Source organism: Candidatus Sororendozoicomonas aggregata (assembly GCF_031528575.1).
GTDB lineage: Bacteria > Pseudomonadota > Gammaproteobacteria > Pseudomonadales > Endozoicomonadaceae > Endonucleibacter > Endonucleibacter aggregata.
Genome location: NZ_JAVLSP010000084.1, coordinates 1 through 17,117 on the forward strand (window position 1 = coordinate 1; position 17,117 = coordinate 17,117).

Here is a 17,117-nt window from a genome sequence, read left to right on the forward strand (position 1 = left end):
ATAAAGCTTCATAGTGAAGCTGTTTTACGTTGAAACACTCGGTTTTTGTAGTCGGGAAAACCGTATTTCTGACGACTCCCCGGAATCCATTAAGAGCCAACCCTGTTTTTCGACGTAAAACAGACCGATTTTTTCGGACGATGTAAAATGCACCAGTATTTTTGATCAGATTGTGGTTTTGCAGGCCGAGGCTCTTTTAGCGTGGCCAGCAAGTGGATGATATTTCTCCACATCCACTCTGTAGCCCTTGGTGCTAAAGGGTTATTAAGCAGCTTTTGTTTTTCGGTGATGGAGCCTGCGCCCAATGGAACGAAAACGTACGCTTAAGGCCCACACTTATCCAGGATTCACCCTTAATGAACTTTTCGGGGGAATGTGCGCACCTCTTCCCAACAAAAGTCAGCGCTTGGCGTTGTTTTTCATAGTTTTTCATATTTCATAGATAATAAATAATCTATTATTATTTATTGGGTAAAAAGAGAAGAGAAAGGAGAACCTTTCCCGTTAATCTAGGTGTTTTAGCAGTTTGGCTGCAGCTGGCAGACGCTTCTGCTGACTTTTCAGCAGTTTTTGACCACCAACGGTATAGACGGCAATGGCAGCGAGCAGCTCCTCCGCTTTTTTGGGAGCCTGTGCGTTAAAATCCATGACGGCTCCACCCGTGATATCCACCAGAGTTTTGAAAACGTGGGCGGCATAGTCCACATTAAAGCCGTTCTTCTCCGAGGAGCGATCATGGAACATAAACAGCTTTACCCCTTTAAGTTTGAGCTGTTTCGCCAGTGCTTCTGCCACTTCCTGATCTTCTTCAAAGCAGTCGCCAATATAAACAATGCAGGCCAAACCCTGACAGTCCACAGCCCTTCTCAAGATGCCATTGAGATCCGTGGCTCCGGCCCGGCATTTAATGGTGTGCAGTTTGTCTGCAAAGACCTTCGGCTTTTTAGAAAAATCCGTCATTTCCTGCACATAATTGCCCCCGTGATAGGCCAGCGCCACCTCAATATCGTCCGGGACACTGTCAAACATGGTACCCGTGATTTGAGTAGCAACTGCCCAGGCTTCCTCCCGTGATGCCGTGGCATCAAGAGAAAATAACAGGCGGTTTTTCCCGGTTTTTTGTGCGGCTTTTTTTAAACGGTCTTTGCCAGGCTTTGCCACTGCCTTGCCTTTTTTGATTTTGTCCAGGAACGCCTGTTTTTTTAGAATAAGGTCTTTACTCACAAGAGTTGCTCCTTCAGGGTTTTATAGGCTTCGATGACCGTTTGTGCAAAAAAACTGGGCAGCCCGGATTTATCAGGATGCACTTGTCGCATGGCTTTTCTGTACGCTTTGGTGACCTCTTCCAGTGTCGCATCAGGACTCACGCCCAATACGGTGTAAGGATCGAGCGCGGTATTGGCATCGGTATCAATATCTTCAGCATCATCAAGGATACGGTCGCGCCATTCAGGATCAATGGCTTCGAGGTACGCTTCCAGTAGCTCCGCATCGAGGGTATGTTCGGCATCCTGCAGATCTACCAGCAACTGGGCCAGTGCCATCAGGTTCAACGACTCCAACTTGGTGCCTTTGGCATGGCCACCAAAATCAGCAATCAACCAACCAGAAACGCTCTCATCATCACCCAGGCAGAGCACCAACACGCTCCCGGCATGGCTGTTTTCATCCAGATCCGCACCGCCACTGTAAGGCCGGCCACGCTTACGGGTAATCACCTCATCGGGGTCGACGCCCATCCAGCCACAGGCCTCCCGAAGGATCAGGGTTTCGACTTCCTGAGAAATAGTAGACTCTGCCAGCAAATTTTGAGGAATGTCGCCAGAATGGATGCCATGCTCCTCGCTGGTGATCAAGTCGTACAGTTTTTTTGCACGTTTAATGTCCCGATCCCAGGCCGCTTCGGCAACGTCACGGATCATGGTAGAAGCGTTCTCCGGTGAACCACACATACCACTGGCGAGCAGGAAGACCAGGCGACTGATGGATACCGTGGATTTTTTCGATACCAGATAAAAGTCATCTTCTCGTGAAACTCTATAGCCCTTGGTGCATAAGGATTTTTTCAGCGGTTCCTTTCGGGCAGACTCCTCACCTTCCTCCTCTTCCGTTTCAGGCGCAAGCTTCATCACTTTGGGTTTCTTTGGGGGTTCAAATAACTCTTTGGCATCTCGAATCACCATATAGGTGCCAATGGCAGCATTTTCCATGCCGAGTTTATCCAGCTGTTTTTTATCGCGCTGGACTTTCTTCATGACATCGAAAATGTTCGGGCCGACCAGGCGACCATCCTTCGCGGTCATGGGGATCTTTACATGTTCCTGGGTATAAGGGTTGATGGTTTGATCCTGTGGTGGCACCCATAACAGGTCCTTTCTGTAAAACAGCACGGTAATGCGGGGGGATGCACCGGAATTAACCGGCGCTACATATCGTCGGTGCCATGCCATGGCGTTCTCCTGCCCTGATTGTTAATTGTTAAAAGCCATTAAAGAATAATCTATTATTATTTAATAGACCACAAAAAAGAGCCCGGATGAACTATCTGGACTATCATTATTTGGCTGCGTCCAGGCTCCACAAAAGAGTTTGTGGAGCCTGATTGTAAATTTACACAAATTAAATTACATCCTCTTTCGGAGCCTGTAAACGCTCATTGTTATTCTCCTCTTTGGAGTATTAACGACAAGCGTTTACACAAATTAAAATACATCTTCTAGCGTAACACAAATGTGTTACAGTATTCTGTCTTTTATACAGGCATCAAGCGCCCCCCTGAGCTTTCAACAACAACATTTTTTGCCTTTAGCCTCTCTTTTACTTCTTTTACTTTCCCTGATTGCATCGCCATAAACACCCGGATATTTTCATGGGTTGGCTCCAGCTCCCTCGATCTGATGGCAGCAACCAAGCTTTCAAATTTATCTGGCTCGTGCTGGTTCTGATTCTCTGAGTTCTCTTTACTACCCTCATCACTTCCGCCTGGAGACACTTCGTTACCCTGAGTAGTTGTTACTACTTCCTCAGCAGTAAAGGTAGTAGCTGCATTGGCAACAGCAAAGAATAAACACAGGCCCTCCAATAGCACTGCAACCACAATTGCCATGATGCGCTGCACACGCTCTTGTGAAAGACCTGTTTCCACACTAATATCTCTGGCAAGGGCTAACATGCCTTTTTCATCCGGCAAATTAATTTCTTGTTTCTCTTTTAATAAATCTGCTTTCTGTGTTCGAAGGATATCAATACTTTCTCTGGCCGGTGCTACACCGGCTGTCTGTGCATTGATTGAAGCGGCTCTCTCCATAGCCAACAATTCAATATTGATTTGCTGATCAATATCCGCAATGCGACTTTCTAAATCAGTATGTTTTGTTTTCGGCTTCGTATCTGTAGCCAGAAGAGAAGCGGCACTCCCCGCAACACTAACCAAAACCAATATAGCCGTAACAGCAAAATATCGCACTGCTACTCTTTTATTACCAGAGTCATGATGGGTAGTCGCAATTACTACTGAAGCATACTTCCCTAATTCTGAAGCAATACCGACAGCTAGAAAGACCACCGCCGTTAGTCCCTCCGACATTCCTAAAAAGAACACACTGGATAGATACAGCGATGCCAGCGCACTAATAGTCAGACCTGCTTTATTGATGTAAGATTGTTCTTGCATGTTTATCCCCTGGTTAAATGTGTGACTCATCATGCCTTGGCCTCAACTCCTGGCATGATGAGTTTTCTTACCTATTTGTAACACGTATGTGTTACAGAAATAACTAAATATTCCCGTGAAATAAGATATCTTTCGTTAAGAAACTAAATTTTTAGCAACCATATATTGCCACACTGAGCGTGTCGCCAAACAATCAACAATTGCATCGTGAGCAATACCGGATCAATTTGACTTTGCTACTTCCGTGGGTAATAGCCAATACTACTGAACAATACTTCCCCGCTTCTGCCGCTAACCCTTTGAGACTTTCTGTAACACATATGTGTTACAGAAACTTTACTTGCTCTTCAACTCTGTCTCCAGTCCTCCCACCTGCTTTAATAAAGACTTATTTTCCTCTCTCAAGCTATCTGACTCTTTCAACAAATCAGAAACCCTTTTTCTTGAAGCATTCAAGTCAGCCTTGTATCTGGTCATTTCTGAAAGTTCTTCTTGCTGCTCATGAATACGGTTTTCAAGCGTTGTTATTTTACTATTCTTTTCCGCCGATTTTGTCATCAGAGCTTTATTCTCACTGGCAGCATGATCCAGAGAAAACTTCAGCCTAGTTTCTTCTTTGGCAGCAGCAGTAAGTCCTTCTTGTAATTTATTGTTCCTGTCAGAAAGCTTCCCATTTTCTTTTGAAATACCCGACAGTTGTTGCTCTTTTGCTTTCAACTCTCCCCGCATTTCAGAAGCACAGGTTTGCTCTTTCTCTAGCTCACTCTCAAGCTTTTCATTCTCCCCTCTGAGTTCTGCCAATTGACCTATCAGACTTTTTATTTCTGCTTCATTAGCTGCTATTTTCTGTCCAGCCTGCTGAAGCTCCTTATGCTGCTGCTGATTTGCGGCTTTAACGGCCTCAAGTTCTTCATCCATCTTTTCTAAACTTTCTTCCTGTAGGTCTACCACCTGCCTTGCTTCAGCTAACTCTTTTTCAGCTTTTTCCTTAGCGTTTTTGGCTGCCATGAACTCATCACGCACCCGATTATCAGCCATTTCTGAAGCTACCCGCCACATTTCACAAGCCAGGTTATGAAGCGCTTGCTGACCTTCATCAACAATGGGTTGAAATTGGCTAGGTAGAGTAAGCACCTGTTCTTCAATAGCTGGCTCCGCATCGAGTACGCTCACTTCATTGTCAGACAACACTTTCTCAATACGACTGATCCTGCCACCACCTAGCAGCTTATGAACTGTCCAGCCTGACACCTCTTTACCTTCCGCTTTCAGGTTCCTGGCTGCATCCAGGATCACGTTATCGGTGAAAGTTGCTCGCCTGCCCATTGCTTAATACCTGCTTTTGTCTGTGTTGTTCATTTTATTATAGAGTAAATTTTACTTACTTACAAACTTACTTATAAACTTACTTACTTACAAACTTACTTATTTTTAATGTTTCACACGATTGCTCCACGCTACCGGTAACTGTCCTTACCGGTACAGCCGGTCTATCAGACTACCGGACGATGCTCTTCATCCGGTACACTGTCAGCACGGATAAAAATGAGGCCACTCAGTGGTTTTCACAACTGGTGCAAATCGTGCCGGAACCATCGGCGACGGCAACAGTATGCTGAGAACCAGGGCATCCGGCTGTCGGATAAAAAGCGGAAGATCACCCAGCAGTATCAGATGGAATATGAGAGCTACGAGGCGTTATGCGCCAGGGCCGACCACCGTTGCATGATCTGTCATCAGCAGAAGCAGGGCAGGCTGGAAGCGAGCAGCAAAGCCGATGCCCTGCACGTAGATATTGATAAAACAGGGGGAAGGCGGGTAGGGGTGTTGTGTGACAGATGTAATACAATTGTAATACAGGCGGGTGATGATCCCGCGCTTTTGGAAGCGGCAGCCGGGTATTTGAAAAAGCATAGAAGGAAGAACAAACCTCATTATACGCTTTCGACTGAATAAAACAGCGCTTTCCATTGAAAAACAGAGCATTAGATGTAGCTGCTTGCAAACAAGATCAGTTCTGCCTGCAAACAAGGGCACTTTTGTGCCCGAATTAAACGAGAATAAGAGTATGGCCATGCTCACATTAAGTGAGAATGTGCCCGAATTAAGTGAGATTAGCCTGCAAACAGCCATTTCTGCCCGAAATTAAGTGATAATAACAGCCGTCTCTTGGGAGGTGTGGCTTACAGGTTGATTCCCTGAGCTTGTAGATGATTGGCCAGCTCCTCCCTCTGAGCAGCGGGTGGCCGGAAACGCCTGGAGAGTCAACAGAAGCGATTACCTGCGGCAACCAAACTGCTGAAGCACTTGAAATAACAGCCAATAACGGCTGTTTCTCTTTTTTTCACCCAATAAATAATAATCCATTATTATTTATTGGGTGAAAAGTGAGGGACATTCTACTTACCGAAAACGCCACTTTTTTAGACCAGGTTATTTTGAGGAGCGTTCACCATTGCTTTTCGATCTAATATGTTGGGACAATAGAAAATCAGAGAACCTCTCCCTCTGAAAAAGCAGTAAAAACATCTAAACGACTATCACAGCAAGGCTAATGCCTTGTCCGGACTTGACTCACCCCTAAAGGAACGAGATTGCGCCCGGTTTTTGTTCAATTTTTCACGTAGCAGCTCAGATTTACGGCATAAAATAATAGGTTTCTCCCATTTGTTTTCCGTCACTGTAAACTTCCGCATAATAACCACTGCCCGTACAACCCGAAGGTCTGTATCTCCTATTGTCGCCACCTACACGCTGACATGTTGTACCCTTTACCCAGCTTTGACCATGATGTATTTCGGCAGCCCTGCCATCTTTTGATAACATCCCGCTTGATGAGCCATCAATGGCACAGCTTGAGAAAGACGGTAATGGCGGTTTGAACTTCTTCACTCGATTTTTCATAGCTGAGTAAGCGCCGCTGCATCCAGAAGGAAATCCGCTTGGTAAACAAAGCCAGATAGCACATTCATCTTGAGAAGCAGCTTGTGCAGAATTTGAGAGTGATGATGTTAAGCATAGTAGTATGACGGTAGATTTTTTTAACATTATATAGTAACTTTGAAATTTTTTAAGTTAAAGGATTGCCCCTGATGCATGAAAAATGAAAAGTTTCGATAGTGAAATTTTTACTTAGATTCCGCTCCTGCTAGCCATTGCATCCATTTTAACGCCCAGTTCATGCTTTTTATCTGATTTTCCCGATGCCACAGGATAAATTTAGATGTTTCTTTAACATTATCAATATGTGGATAGAAGGCTATAGCCCAATCAGCAAGTTCATCATCAATTTCAAAACTGCTAGGTAAAAGCTGTTTATCTTCTGTCTGGAAGCGGGAAGCATATAGTACTGCGGTATAAGATTGTTCAGGATTCATCATATCAGGCTTGTCAGTTCTGTATTTGTTCATAGCGCCATTTTCTAACAGCCAATTAACATACCAAGTAATTGTGCTCAGATCGGGGTATACATCCCCCCGCTCAATAACCGCTTGCCTGATGATTGGCTCGTAATCCATAACAAAATTATTGAAAGTTTTCTTTATATCCTCACTTTTAAATCCATGTTCATCATATATTTTTTGTTCCTGGGGAGTGAGTTTTTTATAATGTATCGTTGAAAAGTAATACTCGACAGGATGCATCCAAGATTGGCTGGCTGCTCGCAGGGAAGTACGACGACTATAGTCGACCCTAAATGAGATTTTAAGACCTATTACTTTTCTACCGGACTTTATTTCTTTACAGTTTATGTCAGTAATATCTGTTTTTTTACCTATAATATCCTTAGTATCATTAATAATACGTCGTTTAATATTTTTATACTGACTGTAGGATTTTGAATTTGGATCGTAACCGATCACATCAGGTAAATATAGGTCGTTTTCTTTTTTAAGGTACTCAGGATAAAGCCAAAATGTTCTGGTTTTATGCTGTGTATTGGTAACATTGCACAATGCCTTGTAAAAGTTCATTTGGTATGGGGTAGAAAGCATGGCTATCATGCGAAGTTGAAACTTGTGATAATTATCACTTAAATTTCCGAAGTATGATAAGGCTGACCGCGTTAACTGTATCTGCACAAGGCCACGACCTTCACTGGCTTTTGCTCTTTCGATAAGACCAATAACTTCATACTCACCAGGAGCTATTCTCCGTTCAAAAGAAATTTTACCTAAGTCTCTGGTTGCCTTGTATAAGTCGTTATAAATACTTTTACTACTGATCTCTAGTGCTTCCTCTATGTCTGGAATAAACAAAGTAACACTGGGGACAATAAAGTTTTCTGCCTTCATTTCTTCTTTATGTTTGAACTGAAGTTCTGAAATGACAAGCAACAGAAGACGCTGTTGGTTGACAGTCATAGAATGTCTGACACGGTAAAACTCATTGCTTTCAGTGAGCATTCTATGTTTTGAGTTTGTTATGACACTATGCTTACTATCAAAAATATCTATTTCGTTAGAGCTTTTCATAAAGGTGACACTATGTTATCTGTCTTTGTCACCTTAATATAACTCATATTTTTGTCGTTTAAAAGCTCTTACTGACTCTTAGTGATTTTTATTGATTCTTACCTGATTATTAAGCAAATTCTTACCCAGTTATTACAAGATTCTTATAAAAAATAGAGCCGTTGAGTACCGTGGCCTGTAGAGCTTTTGGGTGACAGATTTAGGGTAAAGGGTGACAGATTTAGGGTAAAGGGTGACAGATTTAGGGTAAAGGGTGACAGATTTAGGGTAAAGGGTGACGGTTTTAGGGTTGAAATATAAGAAAAAGGCAAAAACTGAGGAATAGGTCGTTCAACTATGGGGATTTCGCTGTGCGAACGGTGGACAGGTCATGGACAACTTGTGCACGGGAAAAAGCACCCCGCACACAAGTTGCCCACAACCTGACCACACTAATCACCATAGTTACTCCCCAATAATTACAAATCACCAACTGTAATGAACTACCAATTTTGCGGTGGGACTCCAGTTAAAAAACTCATCATTATATGATTGGATAATATACATATTATATTTCTTTTAAGACAAATGAAAAAGCATCTTTAATGATTTCCCTTTTTTTTTGCAAAGCAATGTACTTCAAAGAGAGTACATAAACAGGCGGAACCTCAACAGTTTTCTCTTGGTTAACGATAGTTTTCTTACCTACCCCTAAAGTTTCAGCTAATTGCTCTTGTGATAGCCCCAAAGCCTTACGGAAGGCTTTATATTCTGCCCCTGTCATTGTTTTATCTCCTGGACAACACCTATCACAGAAAACTGTATAATGTCGTCAAGAAGTATTGTGCAGACAGTTTGTTGAAGCTGCTCATCATCGGCTTTATCTAACTCAAGCCCGACTAGCTCATATACATAAACACCACTCGCAACACCCTCTAAAATCTCTCCACAGCCGTTTACCTGACGCAATGCCAATTCATTTCCATGTATCTGAAACCAAGCGCAACCGCTATAGGGATTCAGCTTTACAGGCACCCAATTTTTAAACATTTCTTCTCCTCAGTAGTTTTGGTAAAACTTTCTATTTTTTATGCTTACAACCTAAGTTGATAAAAGTCTGGGCATATAGCCCAGACTCTCTATTTGATTAAAATCCCTTTTCGTTTAAGTACAGCCCTCATACTGCGTCCGTGAGCGATATAAGCTATAACTTTGATGCTTTTATCCCAACACTTGCGGCAACCATTACAGCGGCCCCCATTGTTCGCATAGGCTTCACAAATCGTTAAATTTGCATCATCTATATCCTTAGTCGGTACTATGGTCGATCCGTGAATATATCCATATTCTCCGGTGACTGAATCGCTAGAGTAACGCACTGAGGCATTAGGCTCTTCTGCAATTTTTTCCAGGATAAGGCGAAGTTTTGGGAGCTTGTGAGAACGGGTAGGAATCCAATGTTTAGCCCAAGGGGTGAGTCTAACAATTTCAAGTATTTTTTTCGCTAATTCCGGGTGATAAATATCACCAGAATCAAACCAACGAAAATACCTGTCATTGTCCAATTCTCTTACCATGTCGGCAACCCAATCAGAGCGTTTCCAGTCCTTTTGATTCTCTTCCCTTGGTTGCCGTGCGTTAGAAAAACGGTAGTTACCGCCTTTCGCATAACAACCTGCACAAGCATCAACCAGGGAACCATCAAAATTTCTTGAACCAGGGCAAGTGACACCTGCTGTCATTGACCAAGAACGGATTCCATCCAACTTACTGACCCTCGAAAGGTGGATCATTCAAGCCTCCGTGTAAGCACATTGTTAAAGAACGTTGTACCACCTAATCAACTATATTTATTATATAGAAATTATTATACTTTTTAAAGATATAAAAGTGAATTTTTTACACTTTTATTACTGTAAAATGTTGATTGGTCAAGGGTGGCAGGTAAAGTTTTTTTCTGATGTTTGAGCGTGCAGCCATGAGAGTCTAAGTAATGTGTTTGGCCTTACCGATACGATGATCTAGAGCAGAAAAAAAGTTTACCTGACAAGCAAGGCGACCCTTGTACCACCCAAGAACAAAAACACTATTCGGCTGGTGCTGGGGTTCTCCCCCAGCGCCTGCCTCACGGCGAGTGTGGGGGTTGAGGGGGCAAAGCCCCTCATAAGGCGCGTAGGAAGCTGAGTATTTGTAGAGAGGTGATGCGCCGCAACGTTTTTGGTTCTCGATGCATCAACATAATATGATACGTGGCCCGTAACTGTGACAAATCTTCACACCTTGTTTTTTTAGGAAAAATATCAAACTCTAACGGTCGTACCTTTTGGTTCAGATCCAGCCGGTAATCCCCCAGTAGATTGATGTGATGGTCACGGTAATTTCATCCGTTATTTCATTATGGGTGAATAATTATTAATTTGTATTGTACAATCCATTTTTGTTATATAACTGGATTGTACAATACTACGGTTTAAGCCAGACCCAGGAGGGTGAAACCGTAAGTTTCTGTTCAAATGCCCCGGCTACCCCATCAAAAAATATTATTTTTTAACTTATACAGGGGTCTGCTCTACTTTTTTAAACCGTCCAATATATCCTATATAAGAACCTTCAAAAGGGTATTTTTCAGAGCATTTTCTGATTCTTTTCCACTCGCTATTCATATAACGTAATAGTGCAAAACCTTGTTTTCTTGCGTCACTGAAACCGGATATTCTTACAATACTGTAATGTAGTTGCCTGAGTTTATGGTCATTTTTATTTCTTATAGCCCGTCTTATTCGCTCTTTATAGCTATCGTAATGGCTTGAAGAAAGTCTCCATGTCCACCGGGGAGCACCGTTTTTATTTGGGCTTTTTACAAGATAGTAGTCTTCATCAGATGTTGTTATTCTGCTTTCTTTTTTTCGGCAATCCTGCATATCTTCTAAGTCAAATATTAGCCCTTTTCCTTCAGAAGCTAATAGCCAGAAGTGAATTCTTTCAGGACTATTTTTTGTTTTTAATAAGATACAGTAAGAGCGTGCCTCACCCTTTCTCTTTTTCCAATCGCGTTGCCCTCTAGTATTGAATACACCATATCTGTCAGAGAATTTTAATAAAATTTTCTTAGAGTCTTTCTTGTGAAAAGAACCCTTTGCATGAAAATAATAACTTTTAGATACAAGGTGTCTTATTTTCAACATGATATCTTTTTGGCTCGTAAAACACTGTATTTCTTCCATAAAACCTCTGCATTTTTCTATTTTTTATTATCAGATCATATTTTACATGATACTGCTGAATTAAAATTTGTACACTCTGGAGACGTTATATAAGGGACTATCAATTTGCACGGAGTTGTTAAAAGAGATTCCGCGCGGAGCGCAGAAATGCTAGCCAATTGCACTGAAACATTGATATGTTGAAAGAGCCAATTGCTGCTGCTAGCAAGCTCCAGCGTAAGCCTGGAGCAAATAGCAGACGATGAGAGGAGCAATAGAGACTCTCCGTAAGCTCGCTGGCTATGCCAGCAAGTAAATACCGACGCAAGTCGGGCCTAAGCAAGCGGCGGCTGCCAACCGTCGTGAGCCTGGAAGGATGCCAACCTACCAGGCCGTAATGCCGAAGCCGCATGCTCGTAATTGAGCTGGTGCGGCTACGACGGGCGCTAGAAGGTGAAATTCCTTCTTTCGACCCAATCCCGAAGAACGGATTGGGCGACACGGAAACGGGAACTGTGGCGACACAGTAAACCCTGCTCTTCGTGAAGCGGTGAAAATCCGCATTGAGGGATGCTCGAAAGGGTATAACTCAATCCTGGCACGTGGGCTGTTGAGGTTGTCGAGAGGCAATAGGGGTCTGAGGCGAAAGCTGGATGACTCGGCACTTAGAGGCGTAAGCTTTTAAGGTCACTGTATAGCTCAAGCGTGTAATTGCATCGGTAGACGATGCATCCGGGTAAGTTGTTAAAAGCCGTGACTTAGTGAGTCTGGTAGTGATCGGTGAAACATCATTGTGAGTAAGGGAGGTGCTTTGGAATCTCGGCCCCCTGAAAGCGACAGTGAGGCGGTATGCCTAGCAATGATGTGGAGATCAGCGGCGTTTAACATCGACATGATGTAGCTAACGTGGGAAGCACAACAGTTTTTTGATACGACCTGTGGCAAGGCGTGGAGAACTGGAGTGTGGGAGATTGGATGAGTAGAGGCGAAAGCGACTGGGGGATACTACCGAATCCCTTTCGCGAGTTGGAATCATGCTGCTTGGCCGCAGTACCAACATGTACTTGAAAGTCTGAGGTATTACATTTAGGCGCGGGGAAACCCGCTATTTAGATAACCTCGCTGTCAGGGTGGCACCTGCCAGCGAGTTTACGGAGAACCTTTATGTTTCATAACAAAAAGAAACCAGGTAACAGCGCTTGTATTCATACTAGCAATGGAACCTTAGCCAATAAAACTAACCGGGGTGAAGTATTACCCTTTACAAAAACTAACCGGCGTGGAGCATCGCCATAATGAAGCATCCTACCTATTACCCCCTTTTGGGGTTTAGGTAGGGATTTTTCCGATTCGGAAAAATACGGTTCATGACTCCTCTCTAGCTGGTTGTAAGCAGCTTTTTCCAATTCGGAAAAAATGAGGGACGACATGAGCGGCTGGCAACAACTGGAAAATTACTTAGGAATCGTAGCTAATAATATCAATCCCTGGATAGCTTATAGCTCAACAATCATTATTCTGTTTGCGGCCTGGAAAACGCTATCTGGAAAAGTTGTTAACAAAGATGAAAAGACCGGCTTTGATATGGTGAGAATGTACTTTCGCCGTTGGGTATTGGTCGGTGTTTTATTGATTCACGCTTTAGCACTGCTTACTCTTACTATGGTTGGGGCTATTGTTCATTCCGACATAGGCTACTCTTGGTATATATCTTATATTGGGGAACAATATCTTAAGTCTTATTCAGAGCACTGGTATTTATACACCTTGAGCATTATTCCTTTTATTGCCTTTTCTGTTATCTGGCACCGCTCAATAAAGCCAAAGATCATTAGTAAGTACCGCTCACTTCAGGTTAAACAATCTGAAGATGAGGCCAGTGATATCACAAAAGAAGCCGATAAAAATCAGTCGATGGATTTTGACCCAAGAGACTATTACAAGGAAGGCTACTTCTTTGTTGGAGTGAATGCTGATAACCAACCCGTTTATGTAGAAGATGATGAGTTCGCAAAGCGGCATGCAAAAATACTTGGTCCGACTCAGGTAGGTAAAGGCGTTGGCTTAGGTGTCATGATCGACCAAGCTATCAAAAAAGGCTGGGGTGTCTGGTTCAATGATATCAAACCTGACGACTTCATTTATCACATTATGAAACAAGCTTGTGAAGAGATTGGCAGAGATATTCAGTATATCGACCTAAACGGCTCATATGGTACTTATGAGCCGTTTAAACACGGATCTCGCCGGGATAGAGAGGAGCGAGTTATAAAAGCCTGTAGGCTGCACGATAAAGGAACTGGAGCCGATTTCTATATGGCAGGCAACCGTAGGGTACTGGATTACTTAATGGATACCTGGGATGGCACGTTGCCTCATATTCACCAAATGCTAACCGGGGAAGATGATAGCATTCCAAAAAATCAGCAAGAATGGATTGCTGAGAAAGGTGAAAACTTACGCGATAGAATCAGTGAGTTTATGAAATTAGACTCACTAAAGCCTTCCTATAATCGAAAACAGTTCAATGTTGCTGAGTCAATGCAATCAGCAAATGTTGTTTATATACGTGGGCATATGAAAGATAAGCTGGTCCGCTCTGCAAACATCGCTCTGATTGAAGAGTTTATACAGCTTGGCTTGAAGAAAAAACAGGATCAGCATATCTTTTTTGTCATGGATGAAGTTCGCTTCCTGGTCACAGACTCCCTTGCTGATTCACTGGCAACTCTACTCTCAAAAAATGTCAATATGGCAATTTCATACCAGGCTAAACGGGATTTGCACAATCTTTCTGATGAAAGCCTGAATGCTAACTCTATTTCCAACGGTATAGAAACCAACACGCTCATGACTTTCAGCTACCGGGCAGACGATGAAGAAAGCGCACGCTGGGTAGCAGGTATGACAGGAACCCATGTAAAAACCGTGACTAAATCAGAACGTACTGAAATTGATAAATTCGGTGCTGAAAAATGGACTGGCGACAAGATGTACGGAAATATTGAAGAATATTATATACCACCTAACTCCATTCTCTCTTTTGTTCCTAGGGTCGGTGTTTTCATTAATGGTGGATATCTGGCAACTATCATCAAAACATGCTGGATTCCTGTAAGCAATTTTACTGAATTACCTACTGAAGAAAAACCTTCTTATAAAGGCTATAAGAAGAAAAAAGTATTAAAAGTGAAAGAAAAAAACATTGAAGAAAAACCCAAAAATACAGACAATCAGATAAGCAGTATTGAAAAAAATAATATAGAACAGAAGTCATCTGAGCTGTTAAAACAATTAGAAAAAGGGCTATGACATGACAATAGTAAGCTTACCCCTCGAAGACCTGAAAACCAATCCAAAGCAGTCTGATATTGATTTTAGCTCCCCGGAAAATACTGAGAGGGTTGAGCGGATTGCACGCTCTATCAATCTAGTACTACCGAACGGCGATAAGTACGGCATTCGTGAGCCGTTAGAGGTGTTCCAAAATGGGGACACGGATACCTATACTATCAACAAAGGAGAGTACCGCTTCAGGGCTGCCGCTCAAGCTGGTCTAACAGAGGTGCCGTGTCTTGTTGTTGATAGCGATGAATTAATCAGAGAGTATGACTTCACTTCATCGAACACTCTACGCCGCCAAGTGCCGCTCTATGAGCTTGCTGCCAGCGTGAAATACCACAAAGAAAAGGGGTTTAACACGGATGATATTATCATCCTGCATGGGCTAAAAAATGGCTCTTATGTGTCTAAACTCATGGCTATCTTCAAACTGCCCAAAGCTGGTATTGAGCTGGTCAAAAAAGAATTTATCCAAGATGCTAATAACATTTATGACCTAAAAGCCCTTGGCCTTGAAAATGTTAAACTGGCCCTGGAACGTTGCGAGGCTGGCGAATCAGCTCCTGCGGTTATAAAAGAGCTGCTGCAACTTCAGAAAAAACAAGCAAAGCCTTCTGCTCCAAAGCCTTACCGGGCGTCATTCAGTTTTACTGAAGACCAGTGCAATCTGCTCGCTAAAAAGCTTGGTATCAATCCAGACCTGGCAGATTTTAAAGAAGTGTTCCTGGCAAAACTGGAAGAGCTACTAGAGGAGGAAGCCCCTACAGCTAAGCAAGAGAAAGAAAGCACTAGCGACTCAACAGAGTATTACCAAAAAGCAGAGATTGAGGTGGATCATGCCTAGGAAAATCAAAAGGGAGGTCGTGTTCCACAATAAGCGGCTTGCCGTTACCTGGAAGCATGACTACTTCGGCCCAAAGTCAAAGAAAATACTGGATGGTGTTTTTCTGTATGACAACATCTTTTCTGTTTATGCCTTTTCTACGTCAAAAATAATGTCTGTACAGCGGGATTTTGCGCATAAAACCTGTGAGAAAATCAATACTCTTATATCTGAGTACAGGGTATATCTAAAAGAAATGGAGGACGAGCTTTACACACTGACTACAGGCATTGAATTAAGACCCTTCACACCTAACAATCACTACCCCATAGACTACAACAAAGAACAGTTAAACCCCGTCAATTCAGCCCTTATAAAAGCTTTCGCTATGGCTAACAGCCATATAATTAATTTAAATAAGGCCCGGTTTGATGGAGACATTGATGCTGGAGAAAATGAGAGAAGGCGCGGAGGCGTGATAAAACAGCTTAATCTTCTCCTGAACGCATTGTACAAAATATGCCGTCAGTACCACAAAATAAGAAAAGAGCAGTTGGCTACCGTTGCATAAAGAAAAACCTCAATCAGCATGCTGGTTGAGGTTTTTTGGTGAAGACTAGTCCTCATCAAGTTGTCGTTTTTACAAACCCTTCTTCTTTCAAATCGTTTTGTAATTTTTCAGCTTCTGATAAAGACATTATTTTTGTCTCAGGGTCAGTGAAGAAAAATTCATCACAGAATGTGACTTCAACACTATTGCCACAAGAAGACTCAAAAAATACCGATACAAAACCGTTTTCAGATTCAAATTTTATCATGATATTTATCTTTATTTTTGCCACAGGATCACCTGAAGCTAGTCTGAGTTATATGGCAAAGCCAAGATAATCAGACCAACACAAGTTTTTCTGTGTTGTGAAAGAATATCAGGCAAAGCCAGATAACCCTATGCAATGTCAATTCATTGCAATACTAAGATAACAAAATAAATAGTGAAAAAAAAGCTATGTTGCCATAAAAAAAGAAAAACCTCAATCAGCTTAGCTGATTGAGGTTTTTCACTACTCTAAATCAAAAAAGATTGTATCGTAGCGAATTCTTTATGCTCTTTTGCAAGCTCATAAATTTTCTCGTACTGCAACAATAGCTTTTTAGACTCATCCTGATCTTCATTCTGTAGCTCATAAGCCATAAACTGCAAAACAAAGCCAGTTAAAGCGATTCCAGCAGCTTCATGGCTCATGAGAACATCAATGTTCTCAAAACTAGACACCATTCTAATCTGCTTTCTATCTTTATCCCTATCATGAGGATAAAGATACCTAGCTCCATTACTTGCGATCTTGTAGTGAAAGTAGCCAGAAAGTGCTTCATTTTCCATGAAGAACATCCTGGAATACCTTTTACTAAGTTCATCGAAAGTATCTGCTTTTTTTGTGATACATTTCAAAAAAGCCGTACGCAGTTTTATTGGTACAGTTCTTGTTGTAATCATAGTTACCGTACTATTCACTAGGCCAACGTTTTGGCTGATCCGAGTACAAGCAATAGCTTGATACCCAAAACAGCCTGAAGGCGTTCTTGGGATACCAGGCTAATGCCTAATAACGGATATAGTGATT

Annotated in this window: 16 protein-coding genes; 4 read left to right on the plus strand and 12 right to left on the minus strand. The window is 42.4% G+C overall.

What is annotated here, in order from left to right; genetic code table 11:
* Positions 1–504: 504 nt before the first annotated feature.
* The 4 genes from V4C51_RS13985 to V4C51_RS14000 form a co-directional block, all read right to left on the minus strand.
* Complete coding sequence (locus V4C51_RS13985) at positions 505–1,224, minus strand: hypothetical protein (protein ID WP_330926798.1); 720 nt, start codon at positions 1,222–1,224, stop codon at positions 505–507.
* Positions 1,221–2,450 carry a J domain-containing protein gene (locus V4C51_RS13990; RefSeq protein ID WP_330926799.1) on the minus strand — a complete coding sequence of 410 codons (1,230 nt, stop codon included), beginning with the start codon at positions 2,448–2,450 and terminating at the stop codon, positions 1,221–1,223. Before V4C51_RS13990 ends, V4C51_RS13985 begins: the two co-directional genes overlap by 4 nt.
* 302 nt (positions 2,451–2,752) lie before the next feature.
* The gene (locus V4C51_RS13995; RefSeq protein ID WP_330926800.1) at positions 2,753–3,673 is read right to left on the minus strand and encodes a hypothetical protein; all 921 of its coding nucleotides are present in this window, start codon (positions 3,671–3,673) and stop codon (positions 2,753–2,755) included.
* A 336-nt stretch (positions 3,674–4,009) separates the two neighbouring features.
* Entirely contained in the window at positions 4,010–4,999 is a 990-nt protein-coding gene (locus V4C51_RS14000; protein WP_330926801.1) for a DNA-binding protein, read from the minus strand.
* Between the two features lie 219 nt (positions 5,000–5,218).
* Between V4C51_RS14000 and V4C51_RS14005 the strand changes: the two genes are divergently transcribed.
* A complete protein-coding gene (locus V4C51_RS14005; protein ID WP_330926802.1) occupies positions 5,219–5,629 on the plus strand; it encodes an endonuclease domain-containing protein in 411 nt (136 codons plus the stop codon).
* A gap of 681 nt (positions 5,630–6,310) precedes the next feature.
* Here V4C51_RS14005 and V4C51_RS14010 read toward each other — a convergent pair.
* The 6 genes from V4C51_RS14010 to V4C51_RS14035 form a co-directional block, all read right to left on the minus strand.
* The gene (locus V4C51_RS14010; protein WP_330926803.1) at positions 6,311–6,577 is read right to left on the minus strand and encodes a hypothetical protein; all 267 of its coding nucleotides are present in this window, start codon (positions 6,575–6,577) and stop codon (positions 6,311–6,313) included.
* Positions 6,578–6,801: 224 nt separating this feature from the next.
* Complete coding sequence (locus V4C51_RS14015) at positions 6,802–8,148, minus strand: replication initiation protein (RefSeq protein WP_330926804.1); 1,347 nt, start codon at positions 8,146–8,148, stop codon at positions 6,802–6,804.
* Between the two features lie 547 nt (positions 8,149–8,695).
* On the minus strand, positions 8,696–8,911 hold the full coding sequence (locus V4C51_RS14020) for a helix-turn-helix domain-containing protein (protein WP_330926805.1): 216 nt from the start codon (positions 8,909–8,911) through the stop codon (positions 8,696–8,698).
* Entirely contained in the window at positions 8,908–9,177 is a 270-nt protein-coding gene (locus V4C51_RS14025) for a hypothetical protein (RefSeq protein WP_330926806.1), read from the minus strand. Before V4C51_RS14025 ends, V4C51_RS14020 begins: the two co-directional genes overlap by 4 nt.
* Before the next feature lie 89 nt (positions 9,178–9,266).
* Positions 9,267–9,920 carry a GP88 family protein gene (locus V4C51_RS14030; RefSeq protein WP_330926807.1) on the minus strand — a complete coding sequence of 218 codons (654 nt, stop codon included), beginning with the start codon at positions 9,918–9,920 and terminating at the stop codon, positions 9,267–9,269.
* Positions 9,921–10,679: 759 nt separating this feature from the next.
* Positions 10,680–11,351 carry a hypothetical protein gene (locus tag V4C51_RS14035; protein WP_330926808.1) on the minus strand — a complete coding sequence of 224 codons (672 nt, stop codon included), beginning with the start codon at positions 11,349–11,351 and terminating at the stop codon, positions 10,680–10,682.
* Positions 11,352–12,758: 1,407 nt separating this feature from the next.
* Here V4C51_RS14035 and V4C51_RS14040 point away from each other — a divergent pair.
* Genes V4C51_RS14040 through V4C51_RS14050 form a run of 3 tightly spaced genes read left to right on the plus strand, consistent with a single transcriptional unit; the run spans position 12,759 to position 16,066 of the window.
* A complete protein-coding gene (locus V4C51_RS14040; protein WP_330926809.1) occupies positions 12,759–14,642 on the plus strand; it encodes a type IV secretory system conjugative DNA transfer family protein in 1,884 nt (627 codons plus the stop codon).
* A 1-nt stretch (position 14,643) separates the two neighbouring features.
* The gene (locus tag V4C51_RS14045; RefSeq protein WP_330926810.1) at positions 14,644–15,516 is read left to right on the plus strand and encodes a ParB/RepB/Spo0J family partition protein; all 873 of its coding nucleotides are present in this window, start codon (positions 14,644–14,646) and stop codon (positions 15,514–15,516) included.
* Positions 15,509–16,066 carry a hypothetical protein gene (locus V4C51_RS14050; RefSeq protein WP_330926811.1) on the plus strand — a complete coding sequence of 186 codons (558 nt, stop codon included), beginning with the start codon at positions 15,509–15,511 and terminating at the stop codon, positions 16,064–16,066. The genes V4C51_RS14045 and V4C51_RS14050 overlap by 8 nt, the downstream gene beginning before the upstream one ends.
* Before the next feature lie 55 nt (positions 16,067–16,121).
* Here the strand turns inward: V4C51_RS14050 and V4C51_RS14055 are convergent, their stop codons facing one another.
* Both V4C51_RS14055 and V4C51_RS14060 read right to left on the minus strand, forming a co-directional pair.
* On the minus strand, positions 16,122–16,337 hold the full coding sequence (locus V4C51_RS14055) for a hypothetical protein (protein ID WP_330926812.1): 216 nt from the start codon (positions 16,335–16,337) through the stop codon (positions 16,122–16,124).
* Between the two features lie 224 nt (positions 16,338–16,561).
* A complete protein-coding gene (locus tag V4C51_RS14060; RefSeq protein WP_330926813.1) occupies positions 16,562–16,876 on the minus strand; it encodes an antirestriction protein in 315 nt (104 codons plus the stop codon).
* Positions 16,877–17,117: the final 241 nt, after the last annotated feature.

Coding starts and splice junctions, on each gene's coding strand:
- V4C51_RS14025 (WP_330926806.1), bottom strand. CDS start 9,177: ATGTTTAAAAATTGGGTGCCTGTAAAGCTGAATCCCTATAGCGGTTGC.
- V4C51_RS14010 (WP_330926803.1), bottom strand. CDS start 6,577: ATGAAAAATCGAGTGAAGAAGTTCAAACCGCCATTACCGTCTTTCTCA.
- V4C51_RS13990 (WP_330926799.1), bottom strand. CDS start 2,450: ATGGCATGGCACCGACGATATGTAGCGCCGGTTAATTCCGGTGCATCC.
- V4C51_RS14035 (WP_330926808.1), bottom strand. CDS start 11,351: ATGGAAGAAATACAGTGTTTTACGAGCCAAAAAGATATCATGTTGAAA.
- V4C51_RS14015 (WP_330926804.1), bottom strand. CDS start 8,148: ATGAAAAGCTCTAACGAAATAGATATTTTTGATAGTAAGCATAGTGTC.
- V4C51_RS14040 (WP_330926809.1), top strand. CDS start 12,759: ATGAGCGGCTGGCAACAACTGGAAAATTACTTAGGAATCGTAGCTAAT.
- V4C51_RS13995 (WP_330926800.1), bottom strand. CDS start 3,673: ATGCAAGAACAATCTTACATCAATAAAGCAGGTCTGACTATTAGTGCG.
- V4C51_RS14020 (WP_330926805.1), bottom strand. CDS start 8,911: ATGACAGGGGCAGAATATAAAGCCTTCCGTAAGGCTTTGGGGCTATCA.
- V4C51_RS14050 (WP_330926811.1), top strand. CDS start 15,509: ATGCCTAGGAAAATCAAAAGGGAGGTCGTGTTCCACAATAAGCGGCTT.
- V4C51_RS14045 (WP_330926810.1), top strand. CDS start 14,644: ATGACAATAGTAAGCTTACCCCTCGAAGACCTGAAAACCAATCCAAAG.
- V4C51_RS14060 (WP_330926813.1), bottom strand. CDS start 16,876: ATGGAAAATGAAGCACTTTCTGGCTACTTTCACTACAAGATCGCAAGT.
- V4C51_RS14000 (WP_330926801.1), bottom strand. CDS start 4,999: ATGGGCAGGCGAGCAACTTTCACCGATAACGTGATCCTGGATGCAGCC.
- V4C51_RS14005 (WP_330926802.1), top strand. CDS start 5,219: ATGAGGCCACTCAGTGGTTTTCACAACTGGTGCAAATCGTGCCGGAAC.
- V4C51_RS14030 (WP_330926807.1), bottom strand. CDS start 9,920: ATGATCCACCTTTCGAGGGTCAGTAAGTTGGATGGAATCCGTTCTTGG.